Origin of the sequence: Streptomyces longispororuber, assembly GCF_024448165.1 — a bacterium.
GTDB lineage: Bacteria > Actinomycetota > Actinomycetes > Streptomycetales > Streptomycetaceae > Streptomyces > Streptomyces longispororuber_A.
Genome location: NZ_JAMOLN010000258.1, coordinates 1 through 12,855 on the forward strand (window position 1 = coordinate 1; position 12,855 = coordinate 12,855).

Consider the following 12,855-nt stretch of genomic DNA (forward strand, 5'->3'; position numbering starts at 1 on the left):
AGGACCAGCTATGAAGATCGACTGGGCAGCTCTCGGCTCCGTGTTCGGAGTCAGCCTCGTGGTCACCGTGGCCCTGGTGGGCCTGTTCACCCTCGGCATCGTCGGCCTCTCCAAGAAGGAGGCCGCGGCGGAGCGGGGCGGGTCGGCCGCGGCCGTCACGTCCGGTGCGTACCTCTGCTTCGCGCTGTGTGCGGCGGCTGTGGCGTACGGGATCTATTTGATCGTCGCGTGATCGGAGCCGGTTCGCCTTCACTTGTTGAACGCGAACCGGCGGGGACAGCACCCGAGCGGGGTGCGGGACGTACGGCGTCCCGCACCCCGCTTTCGCGTTCGAGTTGTCGCCGGAACGGGTGAGGCGCGGCCAATTGTCGCGGCCCTCTAAGAAAGGCCGTTCCATCCCCGAATATCAAGGCCCAGCCAACTAGCCATATGGCAGACTGACGTAGTCCGACCGCCGCCCACCCGTCAGCCATCAGCTTCTGGACCCCAAGCTGTCTGCTAGCTTCCGTTCACCACTTGGCCGACATTCGGCCTCTGGCGCACGGCCCGGCAAGGAGAACAGAGATCATGGCCCGCGAGATCGACCCCAGCTTGAACCGCCGCAGACTCCGCATCGAACTGCGCAAGGCCCGCGAGGCGAAGGGCCAGACACAGACCGAGGCTGCCCAGGCGCTGGACTGGTCGTTGTCCAAGATCATGCGCATCGAGGCCGGAACCGTGTCCATCTCCGTGACCGACCTGCGGGCGTTGGTGCAGCTGTACGGACTGACGGACGAACAGCTCAAGACGGAGCTCGAGGAAGCCGCGCGCGGTTCCCGCGGCCTGAGCTGGTGGACGAAGTTCAACGACGTCCTGGACCCCGCCTTCCGCCAGTACCTGGGCTACGAGAGCGCCGCCGCCTCGATCCGCACGTACCACCCGATCGTCGTGCCCGGTCTGTTGCAGACCGAGGACTACGCGATGGCCATGCTGGCGCCCCGCGTGGACGAGGCACGGGCGCGCCGGATCGTCGAGCTGCGGACCGAGCGGCAGGAGCGCGCCCTGGAGGGCGACACCCCGCCCTGGACCTTCTTCGTCCTGGACGAAGCCGCACTGCACCGCCAGGTCGGCGGCCCCCGGGTGCAGCGCGGGCAGCTGCAGCACCTGATCGACATGGTGGGCCGCCCCCGCGTCTCGGTGTACGTGCTGCCCTTCACCGCGAGCGCGCACTACGCCACCCTCAGCAGCTTCATCCTGCTCGGATTCACCGACGACGAGGATCTGCTGTACCTGGAGGCCCAGGGCAACCAGTCGATCCGCGACGACCACGAATTGATCGTGCGCTACCAGGAGTGCTTCGAATCGCTCCGCGAGATCGCGTTCAGCGGCGACCAGGCCGTCGATCTCATCAGCAAGACCAGGGACGGGCTCGACACCTCCTGAGGTGACGGGCCGGGCCCGGTAAGGCCCGTGTAGGAGGCACGCATGCCGGCCACAGGCGACGGGTGGGGATGGCGGTACTTCGCGGCCGCCGCTCACGGACTCGACCGCACCGATGGTGCTGGTGATGCGCCTGGCACGGGAGTGACGGACTCCGGCGGCCCCGGCGTCCCGGCCGCACCCGAACCCACGGGCACCGGCGGCGAGCCCGGCCCACCGGTGGACGGGGCCTCGTACGGCGTCGTGGTCATGCACGTGTCGGACGACGACGGCCGCACGGAGCGGGCGGACCTGCTCTACACCAACCGGTACCGCGACCTGACCCGCTACGTGTGCGTGCTGTTCGCCTGCGGGACGCTGTTCCTGCTGGTGCTGCTCGGGGCCCTGGTCGGACTCATCGCAGTCGTCCAGGCGTACGGTCTGACCTCACCGCTGGTCATCGGTTCGCTCGTCGCCGCCGCGGCCTCCACGGTGTCGGCCATCGCGTACGGCTTCGGCCGGCTCCTGGCACGCTGCGCCGACGCCGTGCGCTCGCCAATCAGCGGTGGCCCGTCGGCGTCCCCGTCCGATCCGGGTCCGGGCCCCGATGCCCCGGGCCGGTCCTGACGCCCAGGTAGCCCACGCGGAAGCCCGTCGCCGCGGCGAACAGCAGGGCCGTGACGACCCACACCACCACCCGCGCCTGCCCGTGCGGTACCAACGCGGCCGCCAGCGCGCCGAGCACACTCGCGACGGCGCCGCACACCAGACAGAACAGGACCACGCCGCGCAGCGGCTTCTCCCGGAGGGCCGCGCGCGCCCGGTACGCCTGGTCGCGCACCTCGGTCACATGGTGACTGGTCATCACGCGCTCTCCTCCCCCCACGCCGGACGCCTCAGCGACCGGCGCTGCCCACGCCGGGACCGCTCAGCGCCCGGAGAAACGACTGCCAGTGGGTGGGGCGGAAGACGAGGCTCGTCCGGTGCCGGTTCCCGGTGTCGCGGACCCGGACCTCGGCCGCCTCGACCGCCACTTCCACGCAGTCGCCCTTCTCACCCGAGTAACTGCTCTTGCGCCATGGCCGATCGGACCGCTCGTGCCATGGCCGTGCGTTGTCCGTCTCATGGGACACACCGGCCTCCTCCTGCTCGAGAGCCGGCGTCCCCCGTCAGTGCACGCCCGCGTGCAGGCACCATAGCGCCGCTGTGCCGGACCGCCCAGACGAGCCGGGGGATCCGCCGCACATCGTCGCAAGGCGCCGTCAACCACTCGTGGACCGCTCTCCGTCTGCCGGTTCCAGTCTAGGTACGGCCGGTTTTCGACACCTAGAGGAAATCCGGCCCTGTGGCGGGGCCACGCATCCCGTTGTGGACCTCCCCACACTCACCCACCCCAGGTCAACAGCAAGTTGACGCACCTTCTCGGAGCGTGGTGGACTTCCCCCGCCATATACGGCAGCAGTTGAGGAAGCCGGTGCGAATCCGGCGCGGTCCCGCCACTGTCAGCCCCCTTCGTGAGGGGCGAGCCAGGAACTCACGCTGTCGGTCTCGTCGAACCAGGGCGTGGACACCCTGAGTGAGGACAACCACCGCCATGTTCGCCCTTCGCGGCGCCGGGCGGGCCGAGCGCGTGTATGCGTGCGGGGCCGCCGCAGGACTCCTTGCCGATCTGCTGCTCGGCGATCCGCGCCGCGGGCACCCCGTCGCCGGTTTCGGCCGGGCCGCGGGCGCCGTCGAACGGATGCTGTGGCGGGACCACCGGGGCTGGGGCGCGCTGCACACGGCCGTGTGCGCGGGCGGGGCCGCGGCCGTCGGTCTGGTCGCCGCGCGCGCGGTACGCCGCTCCCCCGCCGCCTCCGTCGCACTGACGGCCGCCGCGACCTGGGCCGTGGTCGGCGGGACCTCGCTGGGCCGGGAGGCCAGGGCGGTCGGGTCCGCGCTGGAGGCCGGCGACGTGGAACTGGCCAGGGAGTTGCTGCCGCGGCTGTGCGGCCGGGACCCGGCCGGTCTCGACGCCGACGGGATCGCCCGGGGCGTCGTCGAGTCCGTCGCCGAGAACACCTCCGACGCCGTCGTGGGCGCGCTGGTGTGGGGCGCCGTGGGCGGAGTGCCGGGGCTGCTCGCCTTCCGTGCCGTGAACACGCTCGACGCGATGGTCGGGCACAAGTCCGCCCGGTACCGCAGGTTCGGCTGGGCCTCGGCCCGGCTCGACGACGTCGCCGGCTGGCCGGGCGCCCGGCTGACCGGGGCGCTCGCCGTGCTGGCCGGGGGGCGTCCGCGCGACGCCGTACGGGCCTGGCGGGCCGACGCGCACCGGCATCCGAGTCCGAACGCCGGGGTCGTCGAGGCCTCGTTCGCGGGGGCGCTCGGGGTGCGGCTCGGCGGGACGTTGTCGTACGGGGGCAGGGTCGAGCACCGGCCCGTCCTGAACGCGCCGGGGCGCGCGGTCGAGGTGCGTGATGTGGACAGGGCCGCGCGGTTGTCGCGGCGGATCGGTCTTGCGGCGTGGGGAGTCTGTGTGGGCGGGCGGTTGCTGTGGAGGCGTCGATGACCGGGCACAAGGGCGGCGGGCTGCTCGTCGCGGGCACCACCTCCGACGCGGGGAAGAGCGTCGTGACCGCCGGGATCTGCCGGTGGCTGGTGCGGCAGGGCGTGAAGGTCGCGCCGTTCAAGGGGCAGAACATGTCCCTCAATTCGTTCGTGACCCGGGAGGGCGCCGAGATCGGCCGCGCCCAGGCCATGCAGGCGCAGGCCGCCCGGGCCGAGCCGAGCGCGCTGATGAATCCGGTACTGCTCAAGCCGGGCAGTGACCGGAGCAGTCAGGTCGTGCTCATGGGGAAGCCCGTGGGTGAGTTGAGCGCGCGTGGCTATCACGGGGGGCGGCAGGCAGCGCTGCTCGACACCGTCGTGGGGTGCCTGGAGGAGTTGCGGGGCAGTCATGATGCCGTGATCTGTGAAGGGGCGGGCTCTCCCGCCGAGATCAATCTGCGCCGCACCGACATCGTGAACATGGGCATCGCGCGCGCCGCGCGGCTGCCGGTGCTCGTCGTCGGCGACATCGACCGGGGCGGCGTCTTCGCGTCCTTCTTCGGGACGACGGCGCTGCTCGCGCCCGAGGACCAGGAGCTGATCGCCGGGTACCTCGTGAACAAGTTCCGGGGCGACGTGAGCCTGCTGGAGCCGGGACTCGACATGCTCAAGTCGCTGACCGGTCGGCCGACTTACGGGGTGCTGCCGTTCCAGCACGGGCTCGGCATCGACGAGGAGGACGGCCTGCGGGTGTCCCTGCGGGGCACGGTGCGGGAGTCCGTGGTGGCGCCGCCGGTCGGCGAGGACGTGCTGCGGGTCGCCGTGTGCGCGGTGCCGCTGATGTCGAACTTCACCGATGTCGACGCGCTGGCCGCCGAGCCGGGTGTCGTCGTGCGGTTCGTGGACCGGGCCGAGGAACTCGTCGACGCGGATCTGGTCGTGGTGCCGGGCACCCGCGGGACCGTCAGGGCGCTGGAGTGGCTGCGGGAGCGCGGGCTCGCGGACGCCCTGGTGCGGCGGGCCGCCGAGGGGCGGCCGGTGCTCGGGATCTGCGGCGGCTTCCAGCTGCTCGGCGAGCGCATCGAGGACGAGGTGGAGTCGCGGGCCGGGGTCGTGGCCGGGCTCGGGCTGCTGCCCGTACGGGTGCGGTTCGCCACCGGGAAGACGCTGGAGCGGCCGGTGGGTTCGGCGCTCGGCGAGCACGTCGAGGGCTACGAGATCCATCACGGGGTCGCCGAGGTGCTGGGCGGGGACCCCTTCCTCGACGGGTGCCGGGTCGGCGCCGTGTGGGGCACGCACTGGCACGGATCGCTTGAGTCGGACGGGTTCCGGCGGGCGTTCCTGCGCGAGGTCGCCCGGGACGCGGGGAGACGGTTCGTGCCCGCGCCCGACACGTCGTTCGAGGCGCTGCGCGAGGAGCAGCTGGACCGGCTCGGCGATCTGGTGGAGCGGTACGCCGACACCGACGCGCTGTGGCGGTTGATCGAGGGCGGGGCGCCCGCCGGGCTGCCGTTCGTTCCGCCGGGGGCCCCGACGTGAGCGCGTCGGAGCCCGCGTCCCGCGGCGGAGCCGCCGACCGGCACAGTCCCGCGCCCCGCACGGGACGCGCCGAAGACCATCTGGAGGGTCGATGACCACGCCGTACCCGTTCACCGCCGTCGTCGGTCAGGACGATCTGCGGCTCGCCCTGATCCTGAACGCCGTGTCGCCCGCCGTGGGCGGCGTGCTGGTGCGCGGCGAGAAGGGCACCGCCAAGTCCACGGCCGTACGCGCTCTTTCGGCGCTGATGCCGGACGTCGACGTCGTCGCCGGCTGCCGGTTCTCCTGTGACCCGGGGGCGCCGGATCCGCAGTGCCCGGACGGGCCGCACGCGGACACGCCCGGGGCCGCGCGGGCCGCGCGGATGGTCGAGCTGCCGGTCGGCGCGTCCGAGGACCGGCTCGTCGGGGCGCTCGACATCGAGCGGGCGCTCGCGGAGGGCGTGAAGGCGTTCGAGCCGGGGCTGCTGGCCGACGCGCACCGCGGGATCCTGTACGTCGACGAAGTGAACCTGCTGCACGACCACTTGGTGGACCTGCTGCTCGACGCCGCCGCCATGGGCGCCTCCTACGTCGAGCGCGAGGGCGTCTCCGTACGGCACGCCGCGCGCTTCCTCCTCGTGGGGACCATGAACCCCGAAGAGGGCGAGCTGCGCCCGCAGTTGCTGGACCGGTTCGGTCTGACCGTGGAGGTCGCCGCGTCCCGGGAGCCGGAGCAGCGGGTCGAGGTCGTCAGGCGGCGGCTCGCCTACGACGACGACCCGGAGACGTTCGTCGCCCGCTGGGCCGGGGCGGAGGCCGAGGTGCGGGAGCGGATCGTGGCCGCCCGCGGGCTGCTGCCCCGCGTGACGCTCGGGGACGGGGCGCTGACGCAGATCGCCGCCACGTGCGCCGCGTTCGAGGTGGACGGGATGCGGGCCGACATCGTGATGGCCAGGACCGCGACGGCGCTCGCCGCGTGGGCCGGGCGGACCGAGGTCCTCGCGGAGGACGTCCGGCAGGCCGCGCTGCTCGCGCTGCCGCACCGCAGACGACGCAATCCGTTCGACGCGCCGGGACTCGACGAGGACAAGCTCGACGAGACGCTGGACGAGTTCGGGCCCGACGACGACCCGGACGATCCCGACGGCCCTGACGGCGGTCCCGACGACGGCGGCGGCTCCGGCCCGGACGGTGGGGGCGGGGTGCCGCCCCAGGCGTCCGAGCCGACGGAGCCGGCCGGTGAGAGTGACGGAAAGTCCCCGGAGAGTCCTGCCGAGTCGCCCGCCGAGGCCCCCGCGGCCGGTGCCGGCGGCCGGCAGCAGCAGGCCGTGTCGGCCGGCGACCCCTTCCGTACGAAGATGCTGAGCGTCCCGGGTCTGGGTGACGGTGCGGCGGGGCGCCGGTCCCGGGCCCGTACCCAGCACGGCCGGACGACGGGGTCGACGCGGCCCCGCGGCGCCCTGACGAAGCTGCACCTGGCGGCGACGGTGCAGGCCGCGGCGCCGCACCAGCGGGCCCGCGGCCGGTCGGGCCCCGGGCTCGTCGTACGCCGCGACGACCTGCGGCAGGCGACCCGCGAGGGCCGCGAGGGCAACCTCGTGCTCTTCGTGGTGGACGCCTCCGGGTCGATGGCGGCGCGGCAGCGGATGGGCGCGGTGAAGGGCGCCGTCCTGTCCCTGCTGCTCGACGCGTACCAGCGACGCGACAAGGTGGGTCTCGTGACGTTCCGGGGCACGGGCGCCGAAGTGGCGCTGCCGCCGACGTCGAGCGTGGACGCGGCCGCCGCCCGGCTCGAGACCCTGCCGACCGGTGGCCGCACGCCGCTGGCCGCCGGACTGCTCACGGCGCACGAGGTGCTGCGGGTGGAGCGGCTGCGGGATCCGGCGCGCCGCCCGCTGATGGTGGTCGTGACCGACGGGCGGGCCACGGGCGGCCCGGAGCCGGTGCGGCTGGCCGGGCGCGCGGCGGGGCTGCACGCCGTGGAGGGCACCGCCTCCGTCGTGGTCGACTGCGAATCGGGTCTGGTCCGGCTCGGGCTCGCCCGGCAGCTGGCCGGTCAACTCGGCGGCACGGCCGTCACGTTGGACGAGCTGCGGGCCGACGCCATCGCCGGCCTCGTCAAGGACGTACAGAGCACACACGGAACGCCGAACCACACCAGCAGGAGGGCCGCCTGATGCCGCAGGGACAGCCGAGTGTCGTACCGGACGACGGACTGACGACACGTCAGCGCCGTAACCGTCCGCTGGTGTTCGTGCACACGGGCATCGGCAAGGGCAAGTCGACGGCGGCCTTCGGGCTCGCGCTGCGGGCCTGGAACCAGGGCTGGCCGATCGGGGTGTTCCAGTTCGTCAAGTCGGCGAAGTGGAAGGTCGGCGAGGAGAACGCGCTGAAGGTGCTGGGCGCCTCCGGCGAGGGCGGCACCGTCGACTGGCACAAGATGGGCGAGGGCTGGTCCTGGGTCCAGCGGGACGATCAGGCGGACAACGAGGAGAAGGCACGCGAGGGCTGGGAGCAGGTCAAGCGGGACCTGGCCGCCGAGACGTACAAGCTGTACGTGCTCGACGAGTTCGCCTATCCGCTGCACTGGGGCTGGATCGACGTCGACGAGGTCGTGCAGGTGCTGCGCGACCGGCCCGGGACCCAGCACGTCGTCATCACGGGCCGCAACGCCCCGGAGAAGCTGGTCGAGTTCGCGGACCTCGTGACCGACATGTCGAAGGTGAAGCACCCGATGGACACGGGTCAGAAGGGCCAGCGAGGCATCGAGTGGTAGTGACCGTTCCGCGGCTCGTGGTCGCCGCGCCCGCCTCCGGGTCCGGCAAGACGACGGTGGCGACCGGTCTGATGGCCGCGTTCGCCGAGCGGGGGCTCGCCGTGTCGCCGCACAAGGTGGGGCCCGACTACATCGACCCGGGCTACCACGCGCTGGCGACGGGCCGGCCCGGCCGCAACCTGGACGCGTACATGTGCGGGCCCGACCTCGTCGCGCCGCTCTTCGCGCACGGCGCGCAGGGCTGTGAACTCGCCGTCGTGGAAGGCGTGATGGGCCTCTTCGACGGGGCGTCGGGCGAGGGCGAGCTGGCGTCGACGGCGCACGTCGCCAAGCTCCTCAAGGCGCCCGTCGTCCTCGTCGTCGACGCGTCGTCGCAGTCGCGGTCGGTGGCGGCGCTCGTGCACGGCTTCGCGTCCTTCGACCCGGAGGTCCGGCTCGCGGGCGTCATCCTGAACAAGGTCGGCTCCGAGCGCCACGAGATGCTGCTGCGGGAGGCGCTGGAGGAGGTGGGCGTCCCGGTGTACGGGGCCCTGCGCCGCACCCCGCAGGTCGCCACGCCGTCCCGGCACCTGGGCCTGGTCCCGGTGGCCGAACGCAGCACGGACGCGGTGGACTCGGTCCGTGCGTCGGCGGCGATGGTCCGCGAGGGCTGCGACCTGGAGGGTCTGCTGGCCCTGGCAAGCACGGCTCCCCCTCTCCACACGGAGGCATGGACCCCGGCTCCTTCAGGGGCGCGGGGAACCGCGCGACCAGCCACAACGGACCCGCACCCGCCCACGAACCCGGTGGTGGCCGTAGCAGCAGGCGCAGCCTTCACCTTCTCCTACACGGAACACACGGAGCTCCTGCGGGCAGCGGGTGCCGAGGTGGCCCCGTTCGACCCCTTGCACGACGAGTCCCTCCCGGAGGGCACCGCCGGGCTCGTGATCGGCGGCGGCTTCCCCGAGGTCTACGCCCCGGAGCTGTCCGCCAACGAACGGCTCCGCAAGCAGGTGGCCGAGCTGGCCGCCGGCGGCGCCCCCGTGGTGGCGGAGTGCGCCGGCCTGCTCTACCTCGCCCGCTCCCTCGACGGCCGGCCGATGTGCGGGGTGCTGGACGCCGACGCCACGATGACGGGCCGGCTCACCCTCGGCTACCGCGACGCCGTGGCCCTGACCGACAGCCCGCTCGCCGCGGCGGGGACCCGGCTGCGCGGCCACGAGTTCCACCGCACCGCCCTGGAACCGGGGGCCGGGCCGACGCCCGCGTGGGGCATGCGGCTCCCGGCCCGGCGGGTCGAGGGCTTCGTGCAGGAGGGCGTGCACGCCAGCTATCTGCACACGCACTGGGCGGCGCTGCCCGGCATCGCCCGGCGCCTGGTCGAGTGGTGCGGCACTCCGTGAGGTCAGCCCGCGAGGCCCACCACGAGCCAGATGAAGGCCGCGCCCGCGACCGTGCACAGCAGGGTCGAGCGGGCCGGATGCTCGTGGTGGGCCTCCGGCAGGATCTCGGCGGCGGCGAGATACAGCAGCACACCGCCGAAGAAGCCCAGATAGCCACCGAGCAATTGCTCCGGAATGGTGAACAGGAGCGTCGAGGCCGCGCCCACGACGGGCGCCACCGCGTCCGCGAACAGCATCATCAGCGCCTTGCGGCGGGCGTTCCCGTACAGGCTCGTGAGCGTGTACGTGTTGAAGCCGTCGGCGAAGTCGTGGGCGATCACGGCGAGCGCCACGGCGAGGCCCATGCCGCCGCCGACCTGGAACGCGGCGCCGATCGCCATGCCGTCCATCAGGCTGTGCCCGACCATCGCGGACGCGGCCGTCAGGCCCACCTCGGGGACCCGGCCGTTCTCGTACTCGTCGGCGCCGTGCGCGGCCTGCCGCTGGGCGAGGAGGTGTTCGAGGACGTGCGCGGCGAGGAACCCCGCGACGAACAGCAGCAGCGCCGCCGGCACTCCGAACACGTCGCCGCCGGCCGCGTCCAGCGCCTCCGGCAGCAGGTCGAGTCCGACCACGCCGAGCATGAGTCCACCCGCGAGACCGAGCACCAGGTGGCGCCGGTCGGTGACCCGTTGCGCGGTCCAGCCGCCGACCAGGGTCATCACAAAGGCGCCGAGCGCCACGAACACCGCCATGGGCCCTTGCTAACCCATCCGACCCCCGCGCCGCACGTCCTGACCGGTTCCGGACGTGTCGGCCGGGTCGTGGTCGGGGTCGGCGCCCGCGCCGGGGTGGCGGCCGACGAGGTGCTCGGCCTGGTCCGGGCGGTGCTCGCCGAGGCGGGCGCCGGCGCCGGGGACCTGGTGGCGCTGGCGACCGTCGACGCGAAGGGGCGGGAGCCGGGGCTCGTGCGGGCGGCGGAGGTGCTCGGGGTGCCGGTGGAGACGTATCCGGCGGAGCGGCTCGCGGCCGTGCCCGTGCCGCATCCGTCGGAGCGGGTGCGCGGCGCCGTCGGCACGCCGTCCGTCGCCGAGGCCGCCGCGCTGGTGCGCGGGGGGCGGCTGCTCGTCGCGAAGCGGGTGTCGGCCGGGGCGGGCGGGGCGCCCGGCCGGGTGACGTGTGCGGCGGCCCGGACCGGGTAGGGTCCGGTCCTCGCTCGCCCCGTTCCCCAACTCCCTTCTGAGATCCAGCCGTTCGCAAGGAGCCCGTCCGTGCACACCCCTCCCCCGGCCCTGCTCGCCGCACTGGAGCAGCGGCTCGACGACGTCCTGGGCGGCGGTGTCCGCACCCCGTACGACCGGGCCGGTGTGACGGTGCTGCTCGTGGGGGCCGGCTCGGCCGACCCGGCCGTCAATGCCGAACTCGTCGCGGCGGCGCGGCTGTTGTGGGAGGGGAGCGGATACGCCGGGGTCGAGACGGCGTTCGTGTCCGGGGCGGCGCCCGATGTGCCGTCGGGGCTCGACCGGTGTGCGGCGCTCGGTGCGCGGCGGGTCGTCGTGCTGGCGTGGCCGGGGCTGCCGTCCGAGCGGTGGGCGGCGCAGGCGGAGGGGTGGGCGGCCGCGCACCCGGAGGTGTCGGTGGAGCGTGCGGCCGCGCCGCAGGAGCCGGTGGCGGTCGGCGACGGCCCGGATCTGCGGCACCACGGGGACGCCGAAGTCCGGGACGACGGCGAGAAGTTGACGGATCTCGCGGTGAACGTGCGCACGGGTACGCCGCCGCGCTGGCTGCGCGAGCGCGTCATGGGATCGGTGGAGGGGCTCGCCGCGTATCCCGACGGGCGGACGGCGCGGGCTGCGGTGGCGGCGCACCACGGGGTGCCGGTGGAGCGGGTGCTGCTGACGGCGGGGGCGGCGGAGGCGTTCGTGCTGCTGGCGCGGTCGCTGCGGGTGCGGCGGCCGGTCGTCGTGCATCCGCAGTTCACCGAGCCGGAGGCGGCGCTGGCGGACGCCGGGCATGCGGTGGGGCGGGTGCTGCTGCGGGCGGAGGACGGGTTCCGGCTCGATCCGGCGCTGGTGCCGCCGGACGCGGATCTGGTCGTCGTGGGGAATCCGACGAACCCCACGTCGGTGCTGCATCCGGCGGACGTGCTGACGCGGCTCGCGCGGCCCGGACGGTTCCTGGTGGTCGACGAGGCGTTCATGGACGCGGTGCCGGGCGAGCGGGAGTCGCTGGCCGGGCGGACGGACGTGCCGGGTCTCGTGGTGCTGCGGAGCCTGACGAAGACGTGGGGGCTCGCGGGGTTGCGCATCGGGTACGTGCTGGCTTCGCCCGAGGTCGTCGCCGCGCTGGAAGGAGCGCAGCCGTTGTGGCCGGTGTCGTCGCCGGCGCTGGTGGCGGCGCAGGCGTGCGTGTCGGAGCGGGGGGCGGCGGAGGCCGCTGCCGCGGCGGTGTCGGTCGCCGGTGACCGGGAACATCTGGTGGGCCTGCTGCGGGAGTTGGCGGGGGCCGGGGTGTCGGTGGCCGGGCCGGCGGAGGGGCCGTTCGTGCTGGTGCGGATCCCGGGCGGGCGGCTGGTGCGGGAGCGGCTGCGCGGCGTCGGGTTCGCGGTGCGGCGGGGCGACACGTTTCCGGGGCTGGGGCAGGACTGGGTGCGGGTCGCCGTGCGGGACCGGGAGACGAGTGCGCGGTTCGTGGCGGCGCTGGCCGGGGTGCTGGCCGGCTGACGGCGGCCGGGCACCGGGGGTGCTCGCCGCGCGGGTGCGGGGCCGTCCGCCGGTGCCGCCCTCGTCGTGGGCTCAGGAAGGAGTGACGATCTGCGGCCGCAGGGGTGCGAGCCGGCCGGCGATCGTCGCGATCAGGTCGGCGCAGACGCCCGCCTCCGTCAGGGAGGCCGCCAGATGGGTCACGACCCGGTCGAAGTCGCCGTCGGTCAGGGCCAGTTCGGCATGGGCCTCGCCCAGGGGGCGGCCCTTGTACGACTCGGGTCCGCCCAGCGCGGTCGCGATGAAGGCGCGCTGGTGGGCCTTGAGGGCGGGCAGCGCGGTGGTCCGGAAGTGGGGTGCCAGGCCGTCGTCCGCCAGGACCTTGGCGTAGAAGAGGTCGACCACCGCGGCCACGGCGGGGGCCCCGCCCACGGTCTCGTAGAGGGACGAGGGCGCCGGCCTGTCATGGGGATCAGTCATGACAATCGAACGTATCCGCGGAATCTGGCATTCGGAACCCGATGCCGGAACACCGCCCCCACGGCAGTGCCCCGGCACCGGGAGAACCA

At 73.9% G+C, this 12,855-nt stretch carries 14 protein-coding genes, 1 pseudogene and 1 riboswitch; of the genes and pseudogenes, 11 read left to right on the forward strand and 4 right to left on the reverse strand.

The features are described from left to right. The first annotated feature begins 10 nt into the window (after positions 1 to 10). From M4J07_RS42245 to M4J07_RS42255, 3 genes are all read left to right on the forward strand, one after another. On the forward strand, positions 11 to 232 hold the full coding sequence (locus M4J07_RS42245; RefSeq protein WP_255981553.1) for a hypothetical protein: 222 nt from the start codon (positions 11 to 13) through the stop codon (positions 230 to 232). Between the two features lie 335 nt (positions 233 to 567). Then, a complete protein-coding gene (locus M4J07_RS42250) occupies positions 568 to 1,422 on the forward strand; it encodes a helix-turn-helix domain-containing protein (RefSeq protein ID WP_255981528.1) in 855 nt (284 codons plus the stop codon). 42 nt (positions 1,423 to 1,464) lie between these two features. After that, positions 1,465 to 2,025 carry a hypothetical protein gene (locus M4J07_RS42255; RefSeq protein WP_255981530.1) on the forward strand — a complete coding sequence of 187 codons (561 nt, stop codon included), beginning with the start codon at positions 1,465 to 1,467 and terminating at the stop codon, positions 2,023 to 2,025. Here the strand turns inward: M4J07_RS42255 and M4J07_RS42260 are convergent. Both M4J07_RS42260 and M4J07_RS42265 read right to left on the reverse strand, forming a co-directional pair. Further along, on the reverse strand, positions 1,958 to 2,263 hold the full coding sequence (locus M4J07_RS42260; protein WP_255981532.1) for a hypothetical protein: 306 nt from the start codon (positions 2,261 to 2,263) through the stop codon (positions 1,958 to 1,960). The genes M4J07_RS42255 and M4J07_RS42260 overlap by 68 nt on opposite strands. A gap of 31 nt (positions 2,264 to 2,294) precedes the next feature. After that, positions 2,295 to 2,531, reverse strand: coding sequence for a DUF397 domain-containing protein (locus tag M4J07_RS42265; RefSeq protein ID WP_255981535.1), 237 nt, complete (start codon positions 2,529 to 2,531; stop codon positions 2,295 to 2,297). Positions 2,532 to 2,862: 331 nt separating this feature from the next. After that, positions 2,863 to 2,934: riboswitch (cobalamin riboswitch) on the forward strand. A 58-nt stretch (positions 2,935 to 2,992) separates the two neighbouring features. Between M4J07_RS42265 and M4J07_RS42270 the strand changes: the two genes are divergently transcribed. The 5 genes from M4J07_RS42270 to M4J07_RS42290 all read left to right on the forward strand — a co-directional run bounded on the left by M4J07_RS42270 (position 2,993) and on the right by M4J07_RS42290 (position 9,605). Further along, on the forward strand, positions 2,993 to 3,949 hold the full coding sequence (locus tag M4J07_RS42270) for a cobalamin biosynthesis protein (RefSeq protein WP_255981537.1): 957 nt from the start codon (positions 2,993 to 2,995) through the stop codon (positions 3,947 to 3,949). Then, the gene (locus M4J07_RS42275; RefSeq protein WP_255981539.1) at positions 3,946 to 5,466 is read left to right on the forward strand and encodes a cobyric acid synthase; all 1,521 of its coding nucleotides are present in this window, start codon (positions 3,946 to 3,948) and stop codon (positions 5,464 to 5,466) included. The genes M4J07_RS42270 and M4J07_RS42275 overlap by 4 nt, the downstream gene beginning before the upstream one ends. A 91-nt stretch (positions 5,467 to 5,557) precedes the next feature. Beyond that, complete coding sequence (locus M4J07_RS42280) at positions 5,558 to 7,624, forward strand: putative cobaltochelatase (RefSeq protein WP_255981541.1); 2,067 nt, start codon at positions 5,558 to 5,560, stop codon at positions 7,622 to 7,624. Beyond that, positions 7,624 to 8,223, forward strand: coding sequence for a cob(I)yrinic acid a,c-diamide adenosyltransferase (gene cobO, locus M4J07_RS42285; protein WP_255981543.1), 600 nt, complete (start codon positions 7,624 to 7,626; stop codon positions 8,221 to 8,223). Before M4J07_RS42280 ends, cobO begins: the two co-directional genes overlap by 1 nt. Then, a complete protein-coding gene (locus M4J07_RS42290) occupies positions 8,217 to 9,605 on the forward strand; it encodes a cobyrinate a,c-diamide synthase (RefSeq protein ID WP_255981545.1) in 1,389 nt (462 codons plus the stop codon). Before cobO ends, M4J07_RS42290 begins: the two co-directional genes overlap by 7 nt. Positions 9,606 to 9,607: 2 nt before the next feature. On the opposite strand, the gene M4J07_RS42295 is transcribed toward M4J07_RS42290, so the two are convergent. Continuing rightward, positions 9,608 to 10,339, reverse strand: a complete 732-nt coding sequence (locus M4J07_RS42295) for a ZIP family metal transporter (RefSeq protein WP_255981547.1) — start codon at positions 10,337 to 10,339, stop codon at positions 9,608 to 9,610. Positions 10,340 to 10,345: 6 nt separating this feature from the next. Between M4J07_RS42295 and M4J07_RS42300 the strand changes: the two genes are divergently transcribed. From M4J07_RS42300 to cobC, 3 genes and pseudogenes are all read left to right on the forward strand, one after another. After that, positions 10,346 to 10,786: a cobalamin biosynthesis protein gene (locus M4J07_RS42300; protein ID WP_255981549.1), complete on the forward strand. Its 441-nt coding sequence runs from the start codon at positions 10,346 to 10,348 to the stop codon at positions 10,784 to 10,786. Positions 10,787 to 10,966: 180 nt separating this feature from the next. Then, positions 10,967 to 11,086, forward strand: a pseudogene (locus tag M4J07_RS48360) (sirohydrochlorin chelatase); the annotation flags it as partial. 129 nt (positions 11,087 to 11,215) lie between these two features. After that, entirely contained in the window at positions 11,216 to 12,307 is a 1,092-nt protein-coding gene (gene cobC, locus M4J07_RS42305) for an Rv2231c family pyridoxal phosphate-dependent protein CobC (RefSeq protein WP_374215185.1), read from the forward strand. Between the two features lie 72 nt (positions 12,308 to 12,379). Here the strand turns inward: cobC and M4J07_RS42310 are convergent, their stop codons facing one another. Then, positions 12,380 to 12,766, reverse strand: coding sequence for a group I truncated hemoglobin (locus tag M4J07_RS42310; protein ID WP_255981551.1), 387 nt, complete (start codon positions 12,764 to 12,766; stop codon positions 12,380 to 12,382). Positions 12,767 to 12,855 lie beyond the last annotated feature (89 nt).